Source organism: Variovorax sp. HJSM1_2, assembly GCF_049316285.1.
GTDB lineage: Bacteria > Pseudomonadota > Gammaproteobacteria > Burkholderiales > Burkholderiaceae_C > Rhodoferax_B.
Map to the genome: position 1 here is coordinate 53,578 of NZ_JBMOXA010000013.1, position 26,644 is coordinate 80,221.

Consider the following 26,644-nt stretch of genomic DNA (forward strand, 5'->3'; position numbering starts at 1 on the left):
TCACATCAGTGAGAAGTCGCGCTCGAACTTCATCAGGTGCTGGCCGCCGTCCACCACCAGCGTGGTGCCGGTGAGTGAGCGGTTGTCCAGCGCGAATTTAACGGTGGCCGCTACATCGGCCGGTGTCGAAGAGCGTCCCAGCGGCGACAGGCGGTGGCGTTCGGCAAAGGTGGCATCGTCTATCAGGTGGCTGGTCAGCGTCAACCCGGGCGCCACGCCCACCACGCGCACCTGCGGCGCGAGCGCCATGGCGAGCATGGTGCCAGCGGTTTCCAAGGCCGCTTTGGAAAGTGTGTAGCTGAAAAAATCGGGGTTCAGGTTCCACAGCTTCTGGTCCAGCAGATTGACCACAACACCTTGCGCCGGGCTGCCGTCCGCGCCAGCGGGGCGGGTCAGCAAGTGCTGGTGCAGCGCCTGGGCCAGCAACACGGGCGCGGCGGTGTTGCTGCGCCAGTGCTGTTCCATGCCGGCGAAGCTGAAGCTCTGAGCGGTGTCGTTCTCGAAAGCCGCAGCGCTGTTGACCACGGCGTCGACCGCGCCAAAGCTCTGCACCACCTGGGGCAGCAATGCGCGAATGGCTTGTTCGTCTTCCAGATTGGCCTGGAATGCGGCATAACGACAACCGTCGAATTTGCCATCTTTGCCCGCTATTGCTGCACAATCAGCTACTGTTTTGTGAGCGTCTTCGGCCGAGGCACGGTAATGCACAGCGACTTGCCAGCCATCGGCCGCGAGGGCCAGGGCAATCTCGCGCCCCAGCCTCTTGCCCGCTCCCGTGACCAGCACGGTGCGGCGTGGCGGCGCACCCGCCGGAGTTACAAGCGAGGAACAGGACTCAGCGGAGCGCGTTGCAGATGACGGCATTCAGAGACAATCGAGGGGTGACGACAACAACCGACAGTTTAACGACCCCCCTGCATACGCACATCGTGGAAACCATCCACGCGGCTGGCGGCTGGATAGGGTTCGACCAATTCATGGCCTTGGCGCTGTACACCCCAGCGCTGGGTTATTACACCAACAGCAGCGTCAAGTTCGGCGCCATGCCCTACAGCGTGGAAAACGGCGAACGTGTGGCTGGCAGCGACTTTGTGACCGCGCCCGAACTCAGCCCGCTGTTCGGCTACTGCCTGGCGGCGCAAGTGCAGGAGGCGATGGAGCAGACCGGCACAGCCGAAGTCTGGGAGTTTGGCGCGGGCTCTGGCGCGCTGGCGCTGCAATTGCTCACGACCCTGGGTGACGCTGTGCAGCGCTACACCATCGTCGATCTGTCGGGCACATTGCGTGCGCGCCAGCAAGAAAAGCTGGCGGCGTTTGCCCCCAAGGTGCGTTGGGTCGATGCCTTGCCCGACCGCATGCAAGGTGTGGTGGTGGGTAATGAAGTGCTCGACGCCATGCCCGTGCAATTGCTGGCGCGCCAAAACGGCGTGTGGTCTGAGCGCGGTGTGACGGTCAACGTGGATGGCGCTTTTGCCTGGCAAGACCGCCCCACGGCGCTGCGCCCGCCGGTAGACATCGACGGCCCGCACGATTACATCACCGAGATCCATCCCCAGGGAGAGGCTTTCATCAAGACCCTGGCCGAGCGCCTGACGCAGGGCGCGGCGTTCTTCCTGGACTACGGCTTTCCCGAGAGTGAGTATTACCACCCGCAACGCAGTGGCGGCACCGTGATGTGCCACCAGTTGCACCGCGCGGACGATGACCCCCTTGCGGCGGTGGGCCTGAAAGACATCACCGCACATGTCAACTTCACCGGCATCGCCGTGGCGGGCCAGGACGCGGGTTTCGCAGTCCTTGGTTACGCCCCGCAGGCGCATTTCCTGTTCAACTGCGGCCTGGGTCCGGCGATGGAAGCCAGCGGGCCGGCACAGCGAGCACATGCCGCCAAACTGGTGCACGAGCACGAGATGGGCGAACTGTTCAAGGTGGTCGGCTTCGCAAAAATACCTGACGGGACTGTCTGGGAGGCCATGGGTTTTGCCCATGGTGACCGCAGCCACACGCTGTGATTCGGTGGCTCATCGTCGTTTTTCTGGCGTTGCTGCTGATCAACTGGTTTACCCCGTTGCTGGGGAAACTGGGCTTCGGCAGGCTGCCTGGAGACCTGCGGTTCAAGCTTTTCGGGCGTGAATGGTTTATTCCATTTGCCTCCACCATTGTGCTGAGCGTGATTGCCGGCGTTGTTTCAAAACTAATCTGATATTCCTATGAAAGCTTGTGTTGATATTGGCGGTACCAAGGTTGCTGTCAGCCTGACGCAGGGCGGCGCTGGCACGCCGGAACTCAAGGCCCGTCGAGCCGAACCCACGGCCAAAACCGGCGCCAACGACGCGCTGGCCGTGCAGATCATCCGCTTGATCGGCGAATCCGCTGCCGAGCTGGGGGTGGATGTGGCGAGCATCACCGAAGTGGGCGTGTCGTCCTGCGGTCCTTTTGTGCTGAATGACGGCCTGGTGGAACTGGCCGCGCCCAACATCTGCGGCGGCTTGGCCGGCCCGGCGCGCGGCCTGCCCAACGACTGGATGTCGGCGCTGCTGGAGGCGCCGCTGCGCGCCAAGTTCGGCAAGGTGCGGGTCGAGAACGACTGCATCGCCGCGCTGGAAGCCGAACGCCGCTGGGGCGCGTTGCGCGGGCTGGATCACTGCGCCTACGTCACCTGGAGCACCGGCATAGGCATGGGCTTGTGTGTGGATGGCCACGTGCTGCGCGGCAAAAACGGCAATGCCGGCCACGCCGGCCATATGTTTGTGGTCGACAACGACGACGCGTTGTGCGGCTGTGGCAATGTGGGCGATATCGAGGGCATGGTGGCGGGCAATGCGATTGCGCGCCGCTTTGGCGTGGAGGCCGCGCCCCTGTTCAAAAGTGCCGGCGCCGGTGATGCGGCCGCTTTGGCCATCGTGGATGAACTCTGCCGTGTATTGGGCCGCGCCCTGTACAACCTAGTGGTGACGCTCGATTTACAACGCATTAGCTTGGGCGGCAGCGTGTTTTGGCATAACCGTGAGTTGTTATTGCCGCGCTTGCAAGCGCAGATAGCAGGCCGTATTCCCGCATTGACTATAGGCTTCAGCTGCGTTCCTGCGGGTTTGGAAGATAAAGTCGGTGATTTCGCCGCATTGGCCTTGTTGGAGGCAAACTAAATCGTAAGCAATAGCATCAGTGAAAGTGCTGCTGGCAGGTGTGGGCCGGTATATGGATGTTAATGCGTTTGGGTGAGAAACATCGGCTTCATTTCAGTTAGTAATGCCTGGGTTTGATTCTGTGAATATAATATTGCCTATCTGTCATTCATCTTGATCAAACCATATGACCACTTATAAAGAACTTCTCCAGCAACGTGCGGAATTGGATGCGCAGATCAGCGAAGCTCGCCAACGCGAAAATGCAGCTGCTCTGGCCCAAGTGCGTGCGCTGGTGGCCGATTTCGGCTTGACGCCGGAAGACGTTTTCTCCAGTGGCAAAACGCGTGCGCCCAAGGGTGAAACCAAGGCTGGCGGTACCCGCGTTGCACCTAAGTACCGCAATCCCGCCACCGGGGACACCTGGACCGGCCGCGGCAAGCCGCCGCGCTGGATTCAAGACCAGGATCGCAGCCAGTTTTTGATCGCGCAATAAAGCTGCCGATTACATCCAATGCCGTCCAACGGCGCTACGCGTTAACGCGTATCCATACGAAAGAAAAGGCCGGAATTTCCGGCCTTTTCTTTTTGAATAACTAGTTCGAAATCCGAACGAATCTACTTTGTAATACTTTACAAATGACCCGGAATTCAAACGAGTGTGGATTTTGTTTCGGAAAGTGCTTCTAGAAAACGATGTTGCCACCAATGAACATCGTATACACTGATTTGCTTGATTAGATTTTGATGACGATCGATTCGTTCTGCCAACGGCATTTGAAGCGCTTGTTGAATAACCTCGGCAGTACCATGTTCATCGTATGGATTAACCATTAAAGCCTCTTTTAATTGCTCGGCGGCACCGGCAAAGCGCGATAAGACCAAAACGCCAGGATCTTCTGGATCTTGCGCCACCACATATTCCTTGGCCACGAGATTCATGCCGTCACGCAACGGTGTCACCAGGCCCACGTGTGCCGCGCGGTACAGGCCGGGCAAGCGGTGGCGCGCCACGGTGCGGTGGATGTAGCGCACCGGCATCCAATCCAATTCGCCATAGTCGCCATTGATGGCACCGCACAGGTGCTCCAGTTCCTGGCGGATGTCGGCATAGGCGTCCACCGTCTCGCGCGACGGTGAGGCCACCTGGATCAAGGTGGCGCTGTTGCGGTTTTCCGGGTAGTTGGCCAGCAGTTGGCGAAACGCACGCACCCGGTGCGGCAGGCCTTTGGAGTAGTCGAGCCGGTCTATGCCCAGCAGCAAACGGCGGCGCGCATACTCCTCGCGCATGCGTTGCGCCATGTCCAGCCCCTCGCGCGCGTTGGCCAGGTCCTGGAATTCGTTGACGTCAATGCCAATCGGGAACGCCCCGGCACGCAAGGTGCGCCCAAAGGCCTTGTAAAGCCCGGGCGCAGGTGTTTCCACAGGCACCTCCTGCTGCAGGTAGGCCGCGAAGTGTGAAACGTCGGCCTCGCTCTGAAAGCCCACCAGGTCGTAAGCAAACAGCGAGCGCACCAGCCAGGCATGCTGCGGCAGTGCGCTCATGATTTGCGCAGGCGGCAGGGGAATGTGCAGGAAAAAGCCGATCCGGTTGCTGCACCCCATGGCGCGCAGCTCCGCGCCCAGCGGGATCAACTGGTAGTCGTGTATCCAGATCACGTCGTCGGGCTTCAACAAGGACATCAGCTTGCGCGCAAACATCTGGTTGACGCGGCGGTAGGCGTTGACCAGGCCGGTGTCGAAGTTCGCCAGGTCGAGCCGGTAGTGGAACACCGGCCACAACACGCCGTTGCTGTAGCCCAGGTAAAAACCGTCGTGGTCTTCCTGGCACAGGTCCACGGTGGCCAGCGTGACGGTGCCGGCCTGGCGCACGTGTAATTCTCCTTCGCCGGGTGTGCCCTCGGCCTTGATGTTGCCGCTCCAGCCAAACCACAGCCCGCCCGTGGAACGCAAGGCTTCGCCCAGCGCGACAGCCAATCCCCCGGCGGCGGCTTTGCGCGGATCGGCAATTCGGTTCGATACAACCACCAGACGGCCCATGCTGCAACTCCCTTTTTTGATGTTTTTAGATCTGGCTGTCCCACGGCGCGGACAAACGCATCGCGGCATTGATCAGCCCCACCATCGAATAGGTCTGCGGAAAGTTGCCCCACATCTCGCCCGTGACCGGGTGTGTGTCTTCCGACAGCAGCCCCAGGTGGTTGCGTACTGCCAGCATGGCCTCAAAAATGGCACGCGCCTCGTCGATGCGGCCGATGCGCGCCAAAGCGTCTATGCGCCAGAAGGTGCAGATGTTGAAAGCCGTCTCGGGCTTGCCGAAGTCGTCGGCAGCCTCGTAACGCCGCATGTAGGGGCCGTCGCACAGCGACTTTTCCATGGCCTCCACGGTGGCCACAAAACGCGCATCACGCGGGTCTATGAAACCGACCTCGGCCATCAGCAGCACACTCGCGTCGAGGTCGCGGCCGCCAAAACTTTCCGCAAAGGCCTGGCGCTCTTCACTCCACGACTTGGCCAGGATTTCATCGCGCATACGCACAGCATGCTCCTGCCAGTAGGCCGTGCGTTCCGTCAAGCCAAGCACATGGGCAATCTTGGCCAGCCGGTCACAAGCGGCCCAGCTCATCAGCGCCGAAGAGGTATGCACACGCGCCCGGGTGCGCAGCTCCCACATGCCGGCATCGGGTTGGCCGTAGACGCGTATCGCTTGTTCACCCACGGCTTCCAGGTGTTCGAACTCCGCTTGGCCAGCCCTGTGCAGCAGGCGCTGGTCGTGAAACGCCTGCGCCGCACCGAGGACGATGTTGCCGTAGACGTCGTGCTGAAAATGCTCTTGTGCCTGGTTGCCCTGGCGCACCGGGCCCATGCCGCGAAAGCCTTGCAGGTGGTCTATGAAACTCTCGGGCAGCTCGCGTTCCAGCCCAATGCCATACAGCGGCTGGATATGCGCGCCCTTGGACCCTGCCACCACGTTGGACAACCAGCGCAGGTAGTCCTCCATGGTGCCCACTTCCGACAGGCTGTTGAGTGCCCGCACCACAAAAAATGCGTCGCGCAACCAGCAGTAGCGGTAATCCCAGGTACGCTGGCTGTCGGGCGCTTCGGGCACGCTGGTGGTCATGGCGGCAACAATCGCGCCGGTTTCTTCAAACAGCGACAACTTGAGCGTGATGGCCGCGCGGATCACCACGTCCTGCCACTCCAGCGGCACGGCCAAACGCTGGCTCCACTTCTTCCAGTAGGAGATGGTCTCCTGCTCAAACAGCCTTGCGGTGTCGCCCAGGCCGGTTTCCAGGGACTCATCGGCGCCGAGCAGGAAATTGTGTTCGCGCGTCAGCAGAAAAGGTGTTTTGTCGAGCACGTAGGACACCGGCACGTCGGTGCTCAAACGCAGGGTCTGCGCGTCGCCGACAAAACGCAGATGGTTGCTGCCGCGTGTGACTTCGGGCGCGTCCACACCCCAGTCGTAGCGCAGCTCCAGATTCACACGTATGCGCGGGGCGCCCGCTATGGGGCGAATGCGCCGCACGATGCAGGTGGGGCGAAAGTAGCGCGAGCGGCTGAAGAAACGCGGCGCAAAGTCGGTGATCTCCAGGCCGTGGCCATTGGTGTCGAACAACTGGGTGCGCAGCACCGCGGTATTCGGCTCGTACCACTGGCGGCTGCTGGCAAGGTTTTCGATCTCGATGCCAAACGCGCTGGCGTCTTCGCCGGGTTCGAGCAAGGCGTTGAACACTGGCGGGCTGTCGAAGCGTGGCAGGCAGCACCACACGATACGCGCCTGTTGGTCCACCAAGGCGCTGAAGGCGCAGTTGCCGATCACACCCATGGAGAGTGAGGCCGGCAGCGGTGCAGCAAAGCCCAGGGTTGATTCATGAATCGGCATGTGAGGCTCCTCTTTGCTGGCTGCGGCAGGCGCGGTTAATGGGGGGCTTGCGGAAGGTCTTCTCGCATGTGTTCTGGCGTGCCCGGGCGGGCCAGTTGTTCCAGCCATGCCAGCACCGCTGCCGGACCCGGGCAACGGTGCAAGGCCTGGCTGGGGCCCACGCCGACCTTGATGCCCAGCCCCTGCAGGTTCTGCGCGACTTCAAAGCCGGCTTCGTCGGTCACGTCGTCGCCGACAAACACGGGCTGGCGCCCGGCAAACGGCGCCTCCTGCATGAAGGCTTCAAGCGCACGGCCCTTGTTGACGCCAACCGGCTTGGCCTCGAATACCCGCTTGCCGTGTAGCAACGACAGGCCGGGCTGGTCATGTATGGCGTTGGTGATGGTTTCGCGGCACAGGGCTTCCAACTCGGGTGCGTTGCGGTAGTGCAGCGACACGCCGGTTTCCTTGCGTTCCAGGCGCAGGGCCGGGTAGCGCTCGGCCAGCGGCAGCAAGCGGTCGATGACGCTGTTCAGGTCGGGTGCGGCCGCGGCAAACAGCCGCCCTGCCGCATTGCGGCGGCGTGCGCCGTGTTCGCCGGCCGCGGGGAGCGTGAGCGGCGCCAGAAACGCATCGAGATCGACGATGCGCCTGCCGGTGATGATGGCCAGTGCACCGTTGAGCCGCTGTTGCAGTTGTGTCAATAACGGCACCAGAGAGGCCGGCACGTGGACCAACTCGGGCTGGTCGGCCAACTCCACCAGTGAGCCATCGAAATCCAGAAACAGGGCGATCGGTTGAGAGAGGCGAGGCAGTGTTTGCATGTGGCTAAACCATAGCAGGCCGACGTGTAGGACGGGACCGGAAAATGATGTGCACACGCGTGGATGTGCTGCCCCAGCGATGCAAAAACCTGCTTTCAAGGCATACCTTGAGCCTGTACAAAGCACTGGACGATGCAGCGCCACAGGTGGGCGGAAAAAGGGAAAAGGGAAAAGCCTTCCTCGCCCTGGGAGGGCTTGCCAGCCAGGCTGCGGCGTTCGGAGCCTGGTGATGGTTGGCTACTGGTGTGGCGCCATCACGCGCATCTCATGGACATTTATACGGGCTCACACCCGCGACTTCCTGTCCGGTCGTGGCCTCCACCACCTTGATGGTGGCACCCGGGTGCTGCAGGCAAAGGGCGGTGCGTGTATCCGACAGGCCACCAGGGTCGGTGGTGATGCTACCGGTGACCGGTTTGCCGTCTTGCGTGGTGGCCGTGAACCGGTAGGAACCGGGGGGTGTGGCGCAGGCGCTCAACAGCAGGGCAGCGAACAGACTGGTCAACAGATATCGCATGGCAGCTCCTTGGTGTGAACATCAATTGCGCGGTGTCTCTGGCAGCCAGCGCAGCGTCAGAATGCAACTCGGCTCCAGCCCAAAAGAGCGGTGGTAGATGCCCGCGCCCCAGGCCACAAAGTCACCGGTGCGGCGCAGCACATAAGTCTCGGTTTGCTCCGCTGCAAAATTGGGCGACAGGCTGAACTCGATCTTGAACGCTGCTGGCGGACCGGCCAACAACGCCAGTGTGCGGCCTTCGCTGATGGGTTTTTCCTCGCCATTGGGATGACCCGCGGGATGCATGTACCACTTGGCACACAGGCCGCTGGCAGCCGTGTCGGTGGGCATGTGGCGCAGATTGGCTTTACCGTCCTGGGCCCAATCGCTGAAGCCGACAAACCAGCCGGTGCCGTGGGTGTCGAGTTCACCGGCGTTGCCAAATTCGATGTCCATAGAAGGCGATACTCCCTGTTTGCAGAAGAGTGGTGGATTGTCTCCACCAGGTTCGCTTTCGCCAAGCCTGCACTTCAGCCGCCCATGGGCGAACACAATTCCACCAACACTCCATCGGGACAGCGCACATACGACACCACTTGGCCCCAGGGCTTGGTCTTGGGGGCGGCCAGTTCTCTGGCGCCGGCGCCAAGGGCTTTAGTGTGTGCTGTCGCCACGTCCTCTGTGACCAAGGCCACTTCAAACCCCAGCGGCTGCACCGAAGTGTGGGCCGCCACATGCCCACCAGGAAAGTTGTCGTCGCCCAGCGCGTGTGCGGCAAAGGCCAGGGCGGTGGCGCCAGTTTCCAGTTCGCCATAGGTGCCAGACTCGTGCAGGAAGCGTGTGCTGATGCCAAACGCCGCCTCAAAAAACTTGAGTGATGCGGCTACGTTGGGCACGTAGACGATGGTGTAGCCAAACTTCATGGTGTGTCTCCGGTTGTTGGTTTGGGTTGGATCAGATCCCACAGATTGCCATACAGGTCTTGGAACACCGCCACGGTACCGTGCGGTTCTTCTTTGGGGCCGCGCACAAACTTCACGCCTTGGGCTGTGTAGTGGGCAAAGTCGCGTGCGAAGTTGTCGGTGTAGAGGAACAGAAATACACGGCCGCCGGCCTGGTTGCCAATGTGCTGCAGCTGCTCCGCGGTCGTGGCGCGTGCCAACACCAAGCCAGCTTCGCGCGCTCCGGGCGGGCTGACCAGCACCCAGCGCTTGTTTTGCGCAGGCATGGTGCGGTCTTCGACCAATCTGAAGCCGAGTTTGCCGACGTAGAAGGCAATGGCTTCGTCGTAGTCGCGCACCAAGACGGAAACCTGGCCGAGGAACTGGGGCATAGTGTGGCTCTGAGTGGGTGAGCCAGCCATCTTAGCCGCGTAAAGCGTGGCCTGAGGTCAGGTTTTGCCGTCTATCAAAACCATAGCTGCTCTCGCCAGAACCATAAGCCGTGGAAGCCCTTTTTACTTAAAGACTGCGGGTCTCTTTTCCAACCGGGCGCGGATGCCTTCGGTTTTATCGGCCGTGGCAAACAGCAACTGAAACATGCGCCGCTCCAGCAACAAGCCTTGTTCCAAGGCTTGGCTGTCTGCAGCGAGCACGGCTTCCTTGATGAGTTGTATGGCGAGTTGTGGGCCCGCTGCCAACTGCGTGGCAAGCGTGATGGCGCGCGGTTCCACCATCACATCCGGCTGCACCTCGCTGACCATGCCCAGTGCCAAGGCTTCTGCTGCGGTGACTGGCGCGCCGGTGAGCAGCAACTGCATCGCACGAAACTTGCCAAGGGCCTTGGTCAGCCGTTGTGTGGCGCCGCCGCCGGGCATCAGGCCTATGCTCACTTCGGGCTGGGCCAGCCGTGCACCTTCGCCGGCGACGATGATGTCGGTATGTTGCGCCAGCTCGCAGCCGCCGCCCAAGGCGAAACCACGCACGGCGGCGATCACCGGTTTGCGGCATTGCGCGATGTTGTCCCACAGGCGGCCCATGTGGCGCTCGGCCACCATTATGGCGCTGGCGTCCACGTATTCGGTCAAATCGGCGCCGGCACAGAAGGCGCGCTCACTGCCGGCCAACACGATGACGCGCACCTCGGCATCGGCTTCCAGCCGTGTGAAGGCATTTGCGAGCGCGTGGCGCAGTGCCAGGTTCAGCGCATTGAGTTGTGCTGGCCTGTGTAAACGCAGCAGGGCGACATGTGGTGCGGGGCGCTCTTCCAGCAAGACGGTGTTTGGGCTCTCCATGGTCTGGTTAAACCCGCTCAAACGCCACCGCAATGCCTTGCCCCACGCCAATACACATGGTGCATAAAGCGTAGCGGCCACCGGTGCGCTGCAGTTGGCGCACGGCCGTCAACGCCAGGCGTATGCCCGACATGCCCAGCGGGTGGCCAAACGCGATGGCGCCACCAAAGGGGTTGATGTGTTCGCCGTCGTCCGGCAGGCCCAGGCTGCGCAACACCGCCAGGCCTTGGGCGGCGAAGGCTTCGTTGAGTTCGATCACATCAAAGTCACCAATGGCGAGGCCGGTTTGCGCCAGCAGCTTTTGCACGGCGGGCACCGGGCCTATGCCCATCACGCGTGGCGCTACACCCGCCGTCGCAACGCCCAGCACACGCGCCAGCGGCCGCAGGCTGGCGCGCGCGGCACCGGTCTCGCTGGCCAGCAGCAGGGCGGCCGCGCCATCGTTCACCCCGGATGCATTGCCAGCGGTCACGCTACCGCCGGGGCGGAACGCGGGGCGCAGTTTGGCCAGGCTTTCGGCCGTGGTATCGGCGCGTGGGTGCTCGTCTTCTGTGATCACCGTGCTGCTGCCTTTGGCTCCGGGCACGGTCAGCGGCGCAATCTCTTCGGCCAGCCACCCGGCCTGCATGGCACGTGTGGCGCGCTGTTGGCTGCGCAGCGCAAACGCATCCTGGTCGGCGCGCGAGATGTGGTGTTCCTGCGCCACGTTTTCTGCCGTTTCGCCCATGGCGTCTATGCCGTAGAGCGCTTCCATGCGCGGGTTGACGAAGCGCCAGCCTATGGTGCTGTCGTGGATTTCGGCATGGCGCGAAAAGGCGGCCGTGGCCTTGGGCATCACCAGCGGTGCGCGGCTCATGCTCTCCACACCACCGGCGACGGCCAGGTCGAGTTGGCCGGTGGCAATGCCGCGCGCGGCACTGGTGATGGCCTCCAGCCCCGAGCCACACAGCCGGTTGACGGTGGCCGCCGCCACGGTGATGGGCAGGCCCGCCAGCAACGTGGCCATGCGCGCCACGTTGCGGTTGTCTTCACCGGCCTGGTTCACGCAGCCGTAATAGACCTCTTCCAGTTGCGCCCAATCAAGCTGCGGGTGGCGCTGCATCAACACCTGCAGCGGGTGGGCCGCCAGGTCATCGGTGCGCACGCTCGCTAGCGCGCCGCCGTAGCGGCCAATGGGGGTGCGGATGCCGTCGCAGATGAAGGCATGTTTCAAAGCTGTGTTCATGTACGAGTCTTAAAACGGCGCTCGGCCCAGGGCCTGGGTGTAGAAACGGTCATAGAAGTCGAGCGCAGTGCGGAAGGGCACGTCGCTGGCTTTGATCTCATCGCCGATATACATCGTCTGGCTGGCCGCACTGGTGAAGGCGGGCCAGGTGGCGAGGCCCGTGCCGTTCGGGTCGCCATTGCGCGCAAAGTTGACCAGGTAGGTCGAGGCCGCATCGGCGATGGCCGCGTCGGTGGCGTTGTAGTCGCGTGTGGGCACGCTGCGCGCGAGGTTGTTGTAGAAGTAGACCTGCTCCAGCGAGTGGTAGGCGCCGTAGCGTGAGGGCGGGTCCAGTTCGGTGAAGGTCTGGCCGGCAAAGTAGTTGGGGCGGCGGTTGAAGAAGTAGAGAAAGGTCTTGGCCTTGGCCAAGCGTGCATGGGCGCGCGCCAACGTCCACGGCTGCCAGGCAAACAGGCTGTCGCGCATGGGCGCGTAGGCCATGGCCAATACATCGGCATCGCTGGTCACGGGGTAGGTGGCCTTGAAGTCACTGGCCAGCGTGCCATAACGCGCGGCGGCGGTGCTGTTGTAGGCGGCCAGTGTGGTGGCGAACGCGGGGTAGGGCGTGCCTTCGTCTGCGTTCCATCCGGCCAGCAGCGGCACGTCGTTCACCGCACCACGTTTCAGCAGCAAGTCCAATTGGTCGGGCAGCACGTAGCCATCCACGATGGGGCCGACCAGCGCACCGGCGGCCGCCATCACCTCGGTGGCGGATTTGGCGCGTAACGCGGCGAGTGTGCTGGCGCCCAGCGTGCTGCCGAGCGCGGTGCCAGAAGCCTCGGCCTGGGCCAGCGTGGGGTTGGCGCTGGAGCTGGGCAAGGCGGCCAAACTCTCGGTCACCATGCGGTGAAACAAACCACTGGCCGGTGGCGAGGCCAGCAACACACTCGCCAGCCCGGCACCCGCCGATTCGCTGTAGAGCGTGACGTTGGCCGGGTCGCCGCCAAAAGCGGCGATGTTGGTCTTGACCCATTGCAGCGCGGCAATCGCGTCGAGCAGCGCGTAGTTGCCCGAGGCATGGTTGGCCGATTCGGCCGTGAGCTCGGGGTGCGCCATGAAGCCCAGCGCGCCCAGGCGGTAGTTGAGTGTGACGACCACGGCCCCCTTGGCGGCCAGACCCGTGCCGTCGTAGTTGGCCTGTGCGCCCGAGCCCAGCAGGTAGCCACCGCCGTGCAGCAGCAACATCACCGGGCGTTTGGTGGAGCCGATGCTGCCGTTGTGGCTGGCCCCGGTCCAGACATTGAGGTACAGGCAGTCCTCGCTTTGCGCCGGTGCGGCTTGGTAGAGTATGGCGCCGGGCAAGCCGGCCGGGCGGTTGCCCATCATGCAGGCGTTGGAGAAGTTGTCGTTCTGCCGCACGCCGCTCCAGGCGGCTACGGGCTGCGGCGCCTTCCAGCGTAAATCACCTACGGGCGGTGCGGCAAACGGTATGGCTTTGAACACGCGCAGGGCCTCGGTCGAGCCGCTGGTGGCGGCAACTTTGCCGCCGGTCACGTTGACGATGTCTTGTGTCGCGCTGTAGCTGTCGCCACCACCCGAGCAGGCGCTCATCATGGCGCAAAGGAATATGGCGCAACCTGTGTGGAGAAGGGGTTTCATCTGCACTTGTCTTTGATTTTTTTACAGGCCCAACACACGTTCGGCGTTGCCGTGCATGACCTTCTCCATCACCACGTCCGAGTAGCCTAGCTCCGACCACTCACGCAGGATGCGTTCGTAAGGCAGGCTGGGGTAGTCGCTGCCAAACATGATCTTGTCTTGCAGGCGGCCGCGGATGTCGACCTTGAGGTTGCCGGGGAAGTGTTTCGGCGCCCAGCCCGACATCTCCCAGAACACATTGCCCTTGTGCAGCGCCACGGCGGTGGTTTCTTCGACCCACGGCCAGCCGGGGTGAGCCATCAGAATCTTCAGCTTGGGAAAGTCAGCCGCCAGGTCATCGATGTGCGAGGGGTGGGCATGGCGCACACGTGCACCGTTGCCGCCGGGCATGCCGGCGCCCATGCCGGTGGTGCCGACGTCTATCATCACCGCCGCACCGAGCGCGTTGATCTCTTCAAACAGCGGGTAGTAGCGCCTGTCGTTCACCGCGAAGTGCTGCATGATGGGGTGGAAGTGAAAGCCGATGAAGCCCAGTTCCTGCACCGCCTTGCGCACTTGGCGAATGGCGATTTCACCCTTGGCCGGCTCCACCGCGCCCCAGCATTGCAAGATGCGCTGGGGGTGGCGTTGCCACATGGCGTGCACGTATTCGTTGCTGCAGGGTGGTGTGGCCACCGTGGTTTCCAGGTCCAGCGCCACCAGGCAGGCCTCCACTCCGGCGCTGGTGAATTCGGCAATCACGTCCTCTTCAGACTTGGCCACCCAGTCGCGTTTCCAGTAGCTGGCCAGCGCTTCGGGGTAGGGGCCCTGGGCGTCGATCCAGGTTTGGGTGCCGGGGTAGCAATGCAGGTCGATGATGCGCATGGCGCGTTCCTTTTATTTTTGTAGATGAATTTCAGACGGTGGCAGTGCTGCTGGCCGAAAGCTTTGCGGCCACCATTTCGCCAAGTGCTTTTTTCGACACCTTGCCGAAGGTGGAGACAGGAAAGTCCGGCAATAACTCCAGCCGCTCGGGCAACTTGAACTTGGCGATCTCGTGAGTCTGCAAAAAGGCCACGAGCGCTGCCAGCGTGAGTGTCTGGCCCTGCTTGGGCACCACGCAAGCACACATCTTTTCGCCCATGGCGGCATCGGGCATGGGCACACAGGCGACGTTCTGCACGGCGGGGTGCATCAGGATCAGGTTCTCGACTTCTTCGGCGCTGATCTTTTCGCCGCCGCGGTTGATCAGGTCTTTCTTGCGGCCTTCGACGATGTAGTTGCCCGAGGGGTGTTTGCGCATCAGGTCGCCGGAGCGGTAAAAACCATCGGCCGTGAACTGGCGCGCGTTGTATTCGGGCACGCCGTAGTAGCCGCGTAACGTGTACGGGCCGCGACAGGCGAGTTCGCCGACCTCGCCATCGGGCACGATGCGGCCTTCGTCGTCGATCAACATCACTTCGTCGTCCGGGCACACCGGGCGGCCGCAGGTCTCCAACTTCACGTCTTCAGGGTCGCTCTCGCGCACAAACATCAGCAGGCCTTCGCTCATGCCAAAGTTTTCCTGCACAAAGGCGTTGCGAAAGAGTTGGCGTGTGCGCAGCCGCACCTCGGGTTGCATGCGTTGGCCGCCGCTCTGGATCAGCCGCACCGAGTCGAGGTTGAAGTTGGCAATGCTGGGGTCGTTGATCAACCTGATCAACAGCGCTGGCACCACTTTTAAATGCGTGACCTTGTGCTGCTGTATCAGCGCAAACATCTCGGCGGGGCGGGTGTTGGCGTGCAACACCACCTTCGCGCCCTGGAACATAAAACCCTGGATGCCGGGGCAGGCCAGCGGCAGGTTGTGGGCGATGGGCAGCACCAGCAACAGCACCGATTCAGCATCCACGCCCACTACCTCGGAGGCCACCTTGGAGTTGTAGGCGTAGTCGTTGTTGGTGCGCGGAATCAGCTTAGGGATGCCGGTGGTGCCACCCGACAGCTGGAAGATGCACGGCGCCGTGGGCTCGATCTTCTGCTGCGTCAACACGCTGCGTGGCAGCTTGCTGGGTGTGTGGATGAGTTCTTCCAGTGAGTGTTCACCCGGCTTGGCCTGGCCCAGCACCAAACGCAATTGCAGGCAGGGGTGTGCCTGCTGCACGCGCTCTATCATGGGGCTGAAGGCGAAGTCGCCCAACTGCTCGGGGTACACACAACAGCGCGCTTGCGACAACTGGGTGAACTGGTTGATCTCGGCAAAGCGGTGTGTCACCAAAGCCGCGATCGGAATCGCGCCAATCTTCTGCAGCGCGAAGTACAGGATCACAAACTCGGCCACATTCGGCAGCGTAGGGATCACGCGGTCTTGTGGCTTCAGCCCCAGGTCCAGCAGGTTCAGCGCCAGGTTGTCGCTCAAGCGGTCGATGTCGGCATAGCTGAAGCTGCGCGCGCCGTCGACCAGGGCCGTGCGTGCGGCAAACTTCTGGAAGACCGTGGCGAACTCCTGGGCCAGCGATTGGTCTTGCCAGTAGCCTTGGGCGCGGTAGCGCGCGGCGTACTCCGGTGGGAAGGGAACGAAGCCTTCAAGCATGTGGGTGGTCATGGTCAGTTCCTCAGGTCGAGCTGGTGAAGCCGCCGTCGATGACCACGATCTCGCCGGTCACAAAGCGGTTGGATTGCAGGAGGTTGAGCATGGTCTCGGCCACGTCGTCGGCCGTGACGCAGCGGCGCAGCGGTGTGGCCTTGGCGCGTTTGCCCATCAGCTCGTCGTATTTGTCACCCAACATGCGCTCCATCCAGTCACCCTCCATCCAGCCCGGGGCGACGGCGTTCACACGTATGTCTGGCCCCAGGTTCCAGGCCAGGGTTTTGGTGAGGTTGACCACCGCCGCTTTGCTTGCCGCATAGGGCAGGGGTTGCGGGCCGGGGCGCAGGCCTACGATGCTGGCGGTGTTGACGATGGACGGCTTGCGTCCCTTCTTCAGCAGCGGCACGGCTGCGCGCGACACCTGGAACGTGCCGCGCACGTTGACCGCAAACGTGCGGTCCCATTCGGCCATGTCCAGGCTCTCCAGGTCCTTCACCTTCCAGGTGGCGGTGGTGCCGGCGTTGTTGACCAGGGCGTCGAGCCGGCCAAAGGCGGCATCGATGGTGGCCATCATTTGGCGCACCGCTGCGTCGTCGCTCACGTCGCATTGCAGCAGCAGGATTTGAGCGCCGAGTGCACGAGCCTCTTCGGCCGTGGCGGCAGCGGCCTGGGCGCTGGAGCCGTAGTTGATGGCCACGTCGTAGCCTGCGCGGGCCAGGGCCAGCACGGCGCTGCGGCCTATGCCGGTGGCGCCGCCGGTGACCAGGGCTTTGAGTCGATCGCTCATGGGATTTCCTTTCAATGGCAGAAATGCTTGGGCTGTGTTGATCCCCGCCGCGCGTGTTGCGCAGCTTGAGAAGTCAATGGGGGGTGAGGTGTCGGCTACTGGGCTTGCAAGCCCAGGTCACGCACGGTGTTACGCGCGAGCGCACGTTGTTCGGCGAGGAACTGGCCCATCGCCGCCGGAGGGCCGGGGCGTGGGTAAACGCCCAGGTCGGCCAGTTGCGCGACCAGGTCGGGCTGCTGCAACAGCTTGTTGGTTTCGCGGTTGATCTGGTCCACCACTGCCACGGGGGTGCCGGCGGGCACAAACAAGGCAAACCAGCCCACAGACTCAAAACCCTTGAAGGTTTCGCCCACGGTGGGCACGTTTTCAAATCCCGGCAGGCGTTGTGCGGAGGTGACGGCGATGGCGCGCAGCTTGCCACCTTTGACGTGTTGTACCAGCGCAGGCAGGCCGTCCACCGTCAGCTTGGCGTCGCCCGCCAGTAGCGCATTCGTGGCCGTGGGGGAGCCCGAATAGGGCACGGTGAAGAGCTGCAGCTCGCCCGCGCGGCTGAGCATTTCGCCGGTGAGGTGCGGCACCGAGTTGGCTTGTGCCGCCGCAAAGTTCAGCTTGCCCGGCTGGGCCTTGGCTTCGCGTACCAGATCCGCCACGGTGTAGATGTTGGAGCTGCTGTTCACCGCCACCATCATCGGGCTGATGCCGATGTTGGCCACGGGCACGATGTCGCTGTCGATGTTGAACTGCGGGTTTTTGTAAAGCAGTGGCGTCAGCGTGGCCGCAGCCGCCGGCACAAAACCTATGGTGTAGCCGTCGGCTGGCGCACGCGCCAGCGTCGACATGCCCGGAATGCCGCCCGCGCCCGGCTTGTTTTCAATGTAGACGGATTGGCCCCAGCTACGTGCCAGGCGGTCGGCCACCAGGCGGGCCACCACGTCGGGTGCTGCGCCTGCAGGGAAGGGCACGACCAAGCGCACGGGTTTGCTGGGCCAGGTGTCTGCGTGGGCCGGGGCCGCGCCAAAGGCCAGGCTGAGTGCGGTGGCGGCAAGGGCGAGCAGGCTGCGCCTAAGCCGCCGTGTGGGCATATCAATCGTCATGTCTTGTCTCCGTTTTGGATCTTTTTTGTTCTGTCGCAGGGCCAATGTAAGTGGGCTTGATTGACACCGAAAGATGGCAAAATTCCCTGAGTGATTCGATTTTGATATCTAGGGAATCTATTCGGGTAAAGACAAAAATACCGGAGACAAGCCATGAAGCTGACCCAGCTACGCGACCTGACGGCCATAGTCGAAAACGGTGGTCTGCGCGCCGCCGCACGGCGACTGGATGTCGCCCAGCCGCTGCTCACGCGCAGCGTGCGGGCGCTGGAAAAAGAACTGGGTACACCGTTGTTTGAACGCCAGGCACGCGGCATGGTGCTCACCCCTATGGGGCGGCTGTTCCACGAGCGGGCGCGCAGCATGGTGAACGAGCTGCGGCGCGCGCGGGACGAGTTGGCCCAAGCGCAGGGCGACAACCAGGGCACGGTGATTGCAGGCTTGTCCATCATGCCGCACATAGGCTTGTTGCCTCGTGCGTTGCCGGTCTTCCGCCAACGTTACCCCGATGTGCGGCTGCAGTTCATCGAAGGCCTGTTCCCCGATCTGGAGCAGCAACTGCGCGCTGGCGACATCGACTTCTACCTGGGCGCCACGCCGCGCGAAGTGCCCGCCGGTTTTGTGACCGAAACCTTGTTCACCAACACCCGCGCCGTGGTGGGCCGCAAAGGCCACCCGCTGGCGCGTGTCCGTTCGCTCAAAGCCCTGGTGAAATGCGACTGGGCACTGCCTTCCATAGACTTCGACACACAGGAAGACTTCGCGCGGCTGTTCGCCCAACACGGCTTGCCCGCACCGCGTGTGGTGCTGCAGGCACGCACCGCGCTGTCGATGATGGTGGGGCTGGCCAGCACCGACCTGCTGGCGCTGCTGCCGGTGCAACTGGGTGAGTTTGAACTTACACAGCACGCGCTGATGAGCATCAAGATCAGTGAGCGCCTGCCCGCGCCGGACATTGTGCTGATGCGCCGCGCCGAGTTGCCGCTGACACCTGCGGCGGAGTATTTGTGCGACGTGATGCGGCGCCATTTGCCCACTCCCTCGGCTTGACGCCTTCGCCTTGCCAGACTTGGAACGCGCAAAAGCATGCCCAAAATGCAGCTCTATTCGATGGTTTGAGAATGCGCAAATACCCTAGATTCAGGGGTGTGAAAAGCCTTTTTTGTCGCCTAAGTTACATTAAATCGACCGCTGCAGTGCTGCTTGCCACACAAAGCGCTCAAGTTTCGTCCCTGTGTTGACGAATAAAGAGATACCTTGCGAGATCACTTTCTTCAATCCTCCGCCCCGCGCATCGGCCTTGCCGACGCGCGCCATCTTTGAATCTTTCCCTTAGACCGCAAAACTACATGAATCTCAAAGACCTCAAAATTGGTGCGCGCCTGAGCATTGGTATCGCGCTTTCGGCCCTGCTTTTAACCCTGATGGTGTGGATTGGCCTGTCCAGCATGGGACGGATTCAAGCCAACCTGGACAAGGCGTTTGAAGACCGCATGCCAAAAATCATGGCTGCCAAGGACATCAAGGACAACCTGCGACTACGCGCGATCCTGGCGCGCAACATCGTGCTGGAAGAAGACGAGGAAACGAATAGGCGCACGGGGCAACGCATAGCCTCGGTACGCGCCGATTACGAAAAAATCCTGGCGCCGCTCAAGGCGGCCGTGGTCACGCCTGAGGGCAAAGCCGCATTGGCCAAACTCGAGGCCGCTATCGCGGATCTGCGTGTGCCCACAGACAAGGTGGTTGAACTAGGCAACGCCGACAAAAACGCTGAAGCCAACCAGGCGCTGAAGCTGTTGTCGCCCTTGCAAACCGCTGCCAGCGACGCCGCAGATGCGTTTGCCGATTTGCAAATCAAGCAAGGCGAAGCAGAAAAGGTCAAAGCCTTCGAGGCGGCTGCGTCTGCGCGTATGTTGCTGATTGGCTTGGGTGTGGGCGCCGTGGCCTTGCTGTCGGTGCTTGGCTGGCTGCTGGTGCGTTCCATCACCGGTCCGCTGAACCAGGCGGTGAATATCTCGCGTGCCGTAGCCGCAGGTGACCTGAGCCTGCACTTTGACGCCCAAGGCAAAAACGAAACCGCGCAGCTGCTGGCGGCGCTGAAAGCCATGCAGGACAGCCTGGCCAGCGTGGTGGGCAATGTGCGCCAAAGCGCCGAGAGTGTGGCCACGGCCAGCTCGCAGATCTCGCAGGGCAACAACGACCTGAGCGCGCGCACCGAGCAACAAGCCAGCGCACTGGAAGAAACCGCTGCGTCCATGGAAGAACTCTCCAGCACCGTCAAGCAAAACGCCGACAACGCGCGCCAGGCCAACCAGCTGGCGCAAAGCGCGTCGACCGTGGCGGTGCGTGGCGGCGATGTGGTGGGCCAGGTGGTCGAGACCATGAAGGGCATCAACGACAGCAGCAAGAAGATTGCCGACATCATCAGCGTGATCGACGGCATTGCCTTCCAGACCAATATCCTGGCATTGAATGCAGCGGTGGAAGCCGCACGTGCGGGTGAACAAGGCCGTGGCTTTGCGGTGGTGGCCTCCGAGGTGCGCAGCCTGGCGCAGCGCAGTGCCGATGCCGCCAAGGAGATCAAGAACCTGATCTCCGCCAGCGTGGACCGTGTGGAGCAGGGCACCACCCTGGTGGACCAGGCCGGTGTCACCATGCAGGAAGTGGTGACCTCGATCCGCCGCGTGACCGACATCATGGGCGAGATCAGCGCCGCCAGCAGCGAACAATCACAGGGTGTAAGCCAAGTGGGCGAAGCCGTCACACAGATGGACCAGGCGACGCAGCAAAACGCCGCGCTGGTGGAAGAAAGCGCGGCCGCCGCCAACAGCCTCAAAGGCCAGGCGCAGCAACTGGTGGATGCCGTGGCCATCTTTAAGCTGGACCAGAAGGCGGCGATTCGTGCGCCCGCCAAAGCTGCAGCTTCTTTTGCCAGCGCCCCCGCTGCCGCGCCTCAGGCCAGTGCCGTGAAACCGGCAGCTGCGGCTGCGGCCAGCGTCAATAGCCCGAAGCCGGCCGTGCGTGCGCCGTTGAAGACACCTGCCGCTGCGGCGCCAAAGGCCGCACCAGCGGAAAAAATGGCCGCGCCCAAGCTCGTGAGCCGACCCGCCGCGGACGACGATTGGGAGTCGTTCTGATCGTTTGAGTCGGTTTAAAGCAGAGGCTGCGGCGCGTGTTGCTGCAGCCGCTCAGAATGGGTTGACGATGAAAAACTTCTCCATTCTTTTGGTCTGCATGGGCAATATCTGCCGCAGCCCCACGGCACACGGCGTGTTGCAGCACAAGGCGGCTGCAGCCGGTTTGGCAGGCCGCATCCGCGTCGATTCCGCTGGTACGCACAACTACCATCCGGGCAGTCCGCCCGATACGCGCTCACAAGCGCATGCGGTGCGACGTGGCTACGACTTGTCAGCCCTCAGGGCGCGGCAGATTGTCGATGCCGACTTCGAGACGCACGACCTGATTCTGGTGATGGACTGGGACAACCTCGCGCTGGTGCAAGGCCAAAGCGCGCAGCGCCATCACCCCAAGATTCGGCGGCTCACCGAGTTTTGTGAGCGCCACAACAGCGCCGTGGTGCCCGATCCTTATTACGGCGGTGCCCAGGGTTTTGAATCGGTGTTGGACCTGATTGAAGACGCGTGTGACGGTCTGCTGAAACACGTCAAAGCCCAGCTGGACTGAGCCCCGGCCTGTTCCGCGCCAAAACAAAAGCCGCTTGCACACACACGATGTGCAAGCGGCTTTTTTGAGCCGGTGTCAGGCGCTGGCAAAGCAGCGCCAGAACCGTCTTAGGCCTTGACCGTTTCCAGTGCGGCGTTGAGCGTCTTGCTCGGGCGCATCACCTTGTCGAGCTTGGCGAAGTCGGGCTTGTAGTAGCCACCGATGTCGGTTGGCGTGCCTTGCACCACGGTCAGTTCATTGACGATGGTGGCTTCCTTGTCGGTCAGCTCCTTGGCCAGCGGTGCGAACTGCGCGGCGAACGCGGCGTCGTCCTTTTGTGCGGCCAATTCCTGGGCCCAGTACATGGCCAGGTAGAACTGGCTGCCACGGTTGTCCAACTGGCCGGTCTTGGGCGAGGGGTTGCGGTTGTTGTCCAGCAACTGGCCCGTGGCCGCGTCCAGCGTCTTGGCCAGGATCTTGGCCTTGTTGTTGCCGGTCTTGATGCCCAGTTCTTCGAGCGACACGGCCAGCGCCAGGAATTCACCCAGCGAGTCCCAGCGCAGGTGGTTTTCTTCCACCAGTTGCTGCACGTGTTTGGGCGCGGAGCCACCGGCACCGGTTTCGTACATGCCGCCACCGGCCATCAAAGGCACGATGGACAGCATCTTGGCGCTGGTGCCGAGTTCCATGATGGGGAACAGGTCGGTCAGGTAGTCGCGCAGGATGTTGCCGGTCACCGAGATGGTGTCCAGGCCACGGGCGACACGCTCCAGCGTGTAGCGCATGGCGCGCACTTGCGACATGATCTGGATGTCCAGGCCGGTCGTGTCGTGTTCCTTCAAGTAGGTCTTGACCTTCTTGATGACTTCGTTTTCGTGTGGGCGGTACGGGTCGAGCCAGAACACGGCAGGCATGCCGGAGTTGCGCGCGCGGGTCACGGCCAGCTTGACCCAGTCACGGATCGCGGCGTCCTTGACCTGGCACATGCGCCAGATGTCGCCGGCTTCGACGTTTTCGCTCAGCAGCACTTCGCCCGTGGCCAGGTCGACGATGTTGGCCACGCCGTCTTCGGCCACTTCAAAGGTCTTGTCGTGCGAGCCGTATTCCTCGGCTTGCTGCGCCATCAGGCCGACGTTGGGCACCGTGCCCATGGTCTTGGGGTCGAAGGCGCCGTGCCACTTGCAGAAGTTGATGATTTCTTGGTAGATGCGCGCAAAGGTCGACTCGGGCATCACGGCCTTCACGTCCTTCAGGCGGCCGTCGGCACCCCACATCTTGCCGCCGTTGCGGATCATCGCGGGCATGGAAGCGTCGACGATGATGTCGTTGGGCGAGTGGAAGTTGGTGATGCCCTTGGCCGAGTCCACCATGGCCAGCTCGGGGCGGCCTTCGTGGCAGGCGTGCAGATCGCGCTTGATCTCGTCCTGCTTGCTTTGTGGCAGCGTGGCGATCTTGTTGTACAGGTCGACCATGCCGTTGTTGACGTTCACGCCCAGTTCTTCAAACAGCTTGCCGTGTTTCTCGAAGGCTTGTTTGTAGAAGATCTTCACGCAGTGGCCGAACACGATGGGGTGCGAGACCTTCATCATGGTGGCCTTGACGTGCAGCGAGAACATCACGCCGGTCTTGTGTGCGTCTTCGATTTCCTTCTCGTAGAAAGCCAGCAGGGCTTTCTTGCTCATGAACATGCTGTCGATGATCTCGCCGTCCTTGAGCGACACCTTTGGCTTGAGCACGATGGCCTTGCCACTCTTGGTGACCAGTTCCATCTTCACGTCGCGCGCCTTGTCCAGCGTCATGGACTTTTCACCATGGTAAAAGTCGCCAGCGTGCATGTGCGAGACGTGTGAGCGCGAAGCCTGGCTCCATTCGGCCATGCTGTGTGGGTTCTTGCGGGCGTAGTTCTTGACGGCGGCGGGTGCGCGGCGGTCGGAGTTACCTTCACGCAGAACCGGGTTCACGGCGCTGCCGGTGCACTTGTTGTAGCGCGCGCGGATGTCCTTGTCCTCGTCGGTCGTGGGGTTCTCGGGGTAGTCGGGAATGTTGTAGCCCTTTTCCTGCAGTTCCTTGATGGCCGCCTTGAGCTGGGCCACCGAGGCGCTGATGTTGGGCAGCTTGATGATGTTGGCGTCTGGCGTGAGCGTGAGTTTGCCGAGTTCGGACAGGGTGTCGGGCACACGTTGCGCTTCGGTCAGTCGCTCAGGAAACTGGCCCAGGATGCGACCGGCCACCGAGATGTCAGCGGTCTCGACGTTGATGCCAGCCGGTGCGGTGAACGTACGGATGATGGGCAAAAACGCGCCAGTGGCGAGAAGCGGGGCTTCGTCGGTCAGCGTATAGATGATGGTCGGTTGCTGGGTGCTCATAACTCTTCTCTAGAGGTAGAAAATGCCCGGTCTAGGCCTTGGCGGCCAGTAGCCAGGTTCGGGTGTTGTCTGTTCTGCTTTTTCGCAGATTTCTAATTAAACCCGCCAATTTTGCAACCAAATCCGCCGCTTCAGAATTTCGGCTGATTAAGTTGCCCGAATAAGTAGGGCGTTTTAATGGATTTTTCCTTGACGATAGCCGTTTCTTCAAGCGGCTAGCGGGTGCAAAAGTGTCCACGCCAACCCCGCCAGGCCTGCGCCTAGCAGCACCGGAATCACCGTCACCTTGAAGCGAAACAGCGCCACGGCCGCTGCCACGCCAATCACCGCCGAGGCCGCGTCAAACGGCCCGGTCAACCCTTGCGGCCAGAGCACGTGGTAAGCAAAAAACACCGCCAGGTTGACGATCACGCCCACTACGGCGGCGGTGATGCCGGTGAGTGGCGCGGTGAATTTCAGCTTGCCGTGGGTCGATTCGATGAACGGCCCACCCAGCAAGATGAAGAAGAACGAGGGCAAGAAGGTAAAAAAAGTGACCACCGTGGCCGCCACTGCACCCGACAGAAACAATGCCTCGGGGCCAAACAACGCCTTGCCCCAGCCGCCCACAAACCCGACAAACGACACCACCATGATCAGCGGCCCCGGCGTGGTTTCGCCTAGTGCCAGGCCGTCCATCATTTGCGCGGCGGTGAGCCATTGGAAGTGTTCCACCCCGCCCTGGAACACATAGGGCAGCACGGCGTAGGCGCCGCCAAAGGTCATCAGCGCGGCCTTGGTGAAGAACCAGGCCATTTGCGTGAGCACGCCGTTCCAGCCATACAGCGCGGTCAGCGCGCCAATGCCAGCGACCCACAGCAACAAGCTGACCACCAGCACGCGGTACAAGCGGCTCCAGGCAAACACCGCATGGGCGGGCGTAGGGGTGTGGTCGTCAATCAACGCCGGGACTCGCGACTTGGCCGTTTTGCCGTGGGCGCCACCGGCCGCAAACTTGGCTGGTGCCACGCGGCCACCGGCATAGCCTATCAGTCCGGCCGCCAGCACAATCAGCGGAAATGGCAGGCCCAGCGCAAAAATCGCCACAAACGCCGCCGCTGCAATGCCCCACAACCAGCCGTTTTTAAGTGCCCTTGAACCCACGCGGTAGGCCGCGTGCACCACCAGCGCCGTCACGGCGGGCTTGATGCCGTAGAACACCCCTGCAATCGCCGACACGTGGCCATAGGCCATGTAGACGTAGGACAGGCCAATCAAGATGAACAGCGACGGCAGCACAAACAACACCCCGGCCACAATGCCGCCCCAGGTGCGGTGCAGCAGCCAGCCGATGTAGATCGCCAGTTGCTGGGCTTCAGGCCCGGGCAGCAGCATGCAGTAGTTCAGCGCGTGCAGGAAGCGGCCCTCTGAGATCCAGCGCCTGCGCTCCACCAGCTCCTCGTGCATGATGGCAATTTGACCGGCCGGCCCGCCAAAGCTGATAAAGCCCAGCTTGAGCCAGTAGAAGAAGGCATCCCGGAACGAGAGGGGCGCGGGTGTTGCAGGCGTGTCGAGTGGGCTCATGTGGTTTTGGTGGCGTTAAGGCCACGATGCGAATGCTGGAATGTAGCTTCGGTGCTGATGGCAACGCTGAACAAGTCCCTCCCACGTCAGGGCGCGCCATCCGAGCTAACTTTTTCAAAGTCGCCTTAGCTTATGCTTTACTTCCAAGATGTCGATCCGCTCTGCCACTCCCGCCCTTGCCGCCGCGCTGCTGTTTGGCGCCAGTACCCCGTTGGCCAAAACCTTGGTGGGCGATGTGGCGCCGTTGATGTTGGCGGGCTTGCTTTACCTGGGTAGCGGCCTGGGGCTGTGCCTGCTGCTGGCGTTGCGCCAATGGTGGCGCGGCGCCGGCTTGTTGCAGGGGCTGGGCATTCCCAGGGCTGAACTGCCCTGGCTGCTGGGCGCGATTGTGTTTGGTGGTGTGCTGGGGCCGGCGCTGCTGATGCTGGGCTTGGCACAGACCAGTGGGGCCTCGGCGGCCTTGCTGCTGAACGTCGAGGCCGTGCTCACCGCCGTGATCGCCTGGCTGGTGTTCAAGGAAAACGCCGACCGCCAGATCGTCTTGGGCATGGTGGTGATTGTGTTGGGTGGGGTGTTGTTGTCCTGGGAGCCGGGTGGTGGCAGCTTCTCCGGCGGTGCGTTGCTGATTCTGGGGGCGTGCCTGTGCTGGGCCATAGACAACAACCTCACGCGCAAGGTTTCCAGCAACGATGCCATGTTGGTGGCCGGGCTCAAAGGATTGTTGGCGGGCCTGGGCAACACGGTCATCGCGTGGGCCAGCGGCATGGCATGGCCGTCCCCTGCTGCCGTTGCCGCGAGCCTGGTGGTCGGCTTCTTCGGTTACGGTTTGAGCCTGAGCTTGTTTGTGGTGGCCTTGCGTACTTTGGGCACGGCGCGCACGGGCGCCTACTTTTCGGTGGCGCCGCTTTTTGGTGTGTTGATCTCGATGGCGCTGTGGCCTGAGCTGCCGGGGCCGCTGTTCTGGATGGCGGCGGCGCTGATGGCGCTAGGTGTGTGGCTGCATGTGCGCGAACGGCATGAGCATGAGCATACCCACGCGCCACTGGCGCACAGCCACAGGCATCGCCACGACGAGCACCATCAGCACACACATTCATTTGCCTGGGACGGAGTGCAGCCGCATAGCCATTTCCACCGACATGAAGTGCTGACGCACAAACATCCGCATTACCCGGACATCCACCACCAGCATGCCCATAGGCATTAAACGAGTG

The 26,644-nt window shown here is 62.4% G+C and carries 26 protein-coding genes; 8 read left to right on the plus strand and 18 right to left on the minus strand.

The window, feature by feature from the left end; all coding sequences use genetic code 11:
* Nucleotides 1-864, minus strand: coding sequence for an SDR family oxidoreductase (locus ACFQ95_RS15830; RefSeq protein WP_422832502.1), 864 nt, complete (start codon nucleotides 862-864; stop codon nucleotides 1-3).
* On the opposite strand from ACFQ95_RS15830, the gene ACFQ95_RS15835 reads away from it, so the two are divergent.
* The 4 genes from ACFQ95_RS15835 to ACFQ95_RS15850 all read left to right on the plus strand — a co-directional run bounded on the left by ACFQ95_RS15835 (nucleotide 855) and on the right by ACFQ95_RS15850 (nucleotide 3,621).
* Nucleotides 855-2,012 (plus strand): class I SAM-dependent methyltransferase, encoded by a 1,158-nt coding sequence (locus ACFQ95_RS15835; RefSeq protein WP_422832504.1) that lies wholly within the window; start codon nucleotides 855-857, stop codon nucleotides 2,010-2,012. The genes ACFQ95_RS15830 and ACFQ95_RS15835 overlap by 10 nt on opposite strands.
* Complete coding sequence (locus ACFQ95_RS15840; protein WP_422832506.1) at nucleotides 2,009-2,203, plus strand: DUF2905 domain-containing protein; 195 nt, start codon at nucleotides 2,009-2,011, stop codon at nucleotides 2,201-2,203. Before ACFQ95_RS15835 ends, ACFQ95_RS15840 begins: the two co-directional genes overlap by 4 nt.
* Before the next feature lie 7 nt (nucleotides 2,204-2,210).
* Nucleotides 2,211-3,146 carry an ROK family protein gene (locus ACFQ95_RS15845; RefSeq protein ID WP_422832507.1) on the plus strand — a complete coding sequence of 312 codons (936 nt, stop codon included), beginning with the start codon at nucleotides 2,211-2,213 and terminating at the stop codon, nucleotides 3,144-3,146.
* 166 nt (nucleotides 3,147-3,312) lie between these two features.
* Complete coding sequence (locus ACFQ95_RS15850) at nucleotides 3,313-3,621, plus strand: H-NS family nucleoid-associated regulatory protein (protein WP_422832509.1); 309 nt, start codon at nucleotides 3,313-3,315, stop codon at nucleotides 3,619-3,621.
* Nucleotides 3,622-3,776: 155 nt separating this feature from the next.
* On the opposite strand, the gene otsA is transcribed toward ACFQ95_RS15850, so the two are convergent.
* The 14 genes from otsA to ACFQ95_RS15920 all read right to left on the minus strand — a co-directional run bounded on the left by otsA (nucleotide 3,777) and on the right by ACFQ95_RS15920 (nucleotide 17,835).
* Nucleotides 3,777-5,165 (minus strand): alpha,alpha-trehalose-phosphate synthase (UDP-forming), encoded by a 1,389-nt coding sequence (gene otsA, locus ACFQ95_RS15855; RefSeq protein ID WP_422832511.1) that lies wholly within the window; start codon nucleotides 5,163-5,165, stop codon nucleotides 3,777-3,779.
* Between the two features lie 25 nt (nucleotides 5,166-5,190).
* The gene (locus ACFQ95_RS15860; protein ID WP_422832513.1) at nucleotides 5,191-7,011 is read right to left on the minus strand and encodes a glycoside hydrolase family 15 protein; all 1,821 of its coding nucleotides are present in this window, start codon (nucleotides 7,009-7,011) and stop codon (nucleotides 5,191-5,193) included.
* A 35-nt stretch (nucleotides 7,012-7,046) separates the two neighbouring features.
* Entirely contained in the window at nucleotides 7,047-7,814 is a 768-nt protein-coding gene (gene otsB, locus ACFQ95_RS15865) for a trehalose-phosphatase (protein WP_422832515.1), read from the minus strand.
* A 265-nt stretch (nucleotides 7,815-8,079) separates the two neighbouring features.
* Entirely contained in the window at nucleotides 8,080-8,331 is a 252-nt protein-coding gene (locus ACFQ95_RS15870; RefSeq protein WP_422832517.1) for a hypothetical protein, read from the minus strand.
* A gap of 21 nt (nucleotides 8,332-8,352) precedes the next feature.
* Nucleotides 8,353-8,766: a hypothetical protein gene (locus tag ACFQ95_RS15875; RefSeq protein ID WP_422832519.1), complete on the minus strand. Its 414-nt coding sequence runs from the start codon at nucleotides 8,764-8,766 to the stop codon at nucleotides 8,353-8,355.
* 74 nt (nucleotides 8,767-8,840) lie between these two features.
* Entirely contained in the window at nucleotides 8,841-9,233 is a 393-nt protein-coding gene (locus ACFQ95_RS15880; RefSeq protein WP_422832520.1) for a VOC family protein, read from the minus strand.
* A complete protein-coding gene (locus tag ACFQ95_RS15885; RefSeq protein WP_422832522.1) occupies nucleotides 9,230-9,643 on the minus strand; it encodes a VOC family protein in 414 nt (137 codons plus the stop codon). The genes ACFQ95_RS15880 and ACFQ95_RS15885 overlap by 4 nt, the downstream gene beginning before the upstream one ends.
* Before the next feature lie 123 nt (nucleotides 9,644-9,766).
* Nucleotides 9,767-10,543 carry an enoyl-CoA hydratase-related protein gene (locus ACFQ95_RS15890; RefSeq protein ID WP_422832523.1) on the minus strand — a complete coding sequence of 259 codons (777 nt, stop codon included), beginning with the start codon at nucleotides 10,541-10,543 and terminating at the stop codon, nucleotides 9,767-9,769.
* 7 nt (nucleotides 10,544-10,550) lie between these two features.
* Entirely contained in the window at nucleotides 10,551-11,768 is a 1,218-nt protein-coding gene (gene pcaF, locus ACFQ95_RS15895) for a 3-oxoadipyl-CoA thiolase (protein ID WP_422832524.1), read from the minus strand.
* 9 nt (nucleotides 11,769-11,777) lie between these two features.
* Nucleotides 11,778-13,361, minus strand: coding sequence for a carboxylesterase/lipase family protein (locus tag ACFQ95_RS15900; protein ID WP_422832526.1), 1,584 nt, complete (start codon nucleotides 13,359-13,361; stop codon nucleotides 11,778-11,780).
* 66 nt (nucleotides 13,362-13,427) lie between these two features.
* A complete protein-coding gene (locus ACFQ95_RS15905) occupies nucleotides 13,428-14,270 on the minus strand; it encodes an amidohydrolase family protein (protein ID WP_422832528.1) in 843 nt (280 codons plus the stop codon).
* A 31-nt stretch (nucleotides 14,271-14,301) separates the two neighbouring features.
* Complete coding sequence (locus tag ACFQ95_RS15910) at nucleotides 14,302-15,969, minus strand: (2,3-dihydroxybenzoyl)adenylate synthase (protein WP_422832529.1); 1,668 nt, start codon at nucleotides 15,967-15,969, stop codon at nucleotides 14,302-14,304.
* Nucleotides 15,970-15,979: 10 nt separating this feature from the next.
* Nucleotides 15,980-16,741, minus strand: coding sequence for an SDR family NAD(P)-dependent oxidoreductase (locus ACFQ95_RS15915; RefSeq protein WP_422832530.1), 762 nt, complete (start codon nucleotides 16,739-16,741; stop codon nucleotides 15,980-15,982).
* 95 nt (nucleotides 16,742-16,836) lie between these two features.
* Nucleotides 16,837-17,835: a Bug family tripartite tricarboxylate transporter substrate binding protein gene (locus ACFQ95_RS15920; RefSeq protein WP_422832532.1), complete on the minus strand. Its 999-nt coding sequence runs from the start codon at nucleotides 17,833-17,835 to the stop codon at nucleotides 16,837-16,839.
* 153 nt (nucleotides 17,836-17,988) lie between these two features.
* Between ACFQ95_RS15920 and ACFQ95_RS15925 the strand changes: the two genes are divergently transcribed.
* Nucleotides 17,989-18,885, plus strand: a complete 897-nt coding sequence (locus ACFQ95_RS15925) for a LysR family transcriptional regulator (RefSeq protein ID WP_422832534.1) — start codon at nucleotides 17,989-17,991, stop codon at nucleotides 18,883-18,885.
* A 129-nt stretch (nucleotides 18,886-19,014) separates the two neighbouring features.
* Here the strand turns inward: ACFQ95_RS15925 and ACFQ95_RS15930 are convergent, their stop codons facing one another.
* The gene (locus ACFQ95_RS15930) at nucleotides 19,015-19,152 is read right to left on the minus strand and encodes a hypothetical protein (protein WP_422832535.1); all 138 of its coding nucleotides are present in this window, start codon (nucleotides 19,150-19,152) and stop codon (nucleotides 19,015-19,017) included.
* 32 nt (nucleotides 19,153-19,184) lie between these two features.
* On the opposite strand from ACFQ95_RS15930, the gene ACFQ95_RS15935 reads away from it, so the two are divergent.
* The gene (locus ACFQ95_RS15935; protein ID WP_422832537.1) at nucleotides 19,185-20,975 is read left to right on the plus strand and encodes a methyl-accepting chemotaxis protein; all 1,791 of its coding nucleotides are present in this window, start codon (nucleotides 19,185-19,187) and stop codon (nucleotides 20,973-20,975) included.
* A 67-nt stretch (nucleotides 20,976-21,042) separates the two neighbouring features.
* The gene (locus tag ACFQ95_RS15940) at nucleotides 21,043-21,522 is read left to right on the plus strand and encodes a low molecular weight protein-tyrosine-phosphatase (RefSeq protein WP_422832539.1); all 480 of its coding nucleotides are present in this window, start codon (nucleotides 21,043-21,045) and stop codon (nucleotides 21,520-21,522) included.
* A gap of 107 nt (nucleotides 21,523-21,629) precedes the next feature.
* Here ACFQ95_RS15940 and ACFQ95_RS15945 read toward each other — a convergent pair whose 3' ends face one another.
* Both ACFQ95_RS15945 and chrA read right to left on the minus strand, forming a co-directional pair.
* Entirely contained in the window at nucleotides 21,630-23,867 is a 2,238-nt protein-coding gene (locus ACFQ95_RS15945) for an NADP-dependent isocitrate dehydrogenase (protein WP_422832541.1), read from the minus strand.
* A gap of 207 nt (nucleotides 23,868-24,074) precedes the next feature.
* Nucleotides 24,075-25,430: a chromate efflux transporter gene (gene chrA / locus ACFQ95_RS15950; protein ID WP_422832542.1), complete on the minus strand. Its 1,356-nt coding sequence runs from the start codon at nucleotides 25,428-25,430 to the stop codon at nucleotides 24,075-24,077.
* Between the two features lie 148 nt (nucleotides 25,431-25,578).
* On the opposite strand from chrA, the gene ACFQ95_RS15955 reads away from it, so the two are divergent.
* Entirely contained in the window at nucleotides 25,579-26,637 is a 1,059-nt protein-coding gene (locus ACFQ95_RS15955; RefSeq protein WP_422832543.1) for an EamA family transporter, read from the plus strand.
* Nucleotides 26,638-26,644 lie beyond the last annotated feature (7 nt).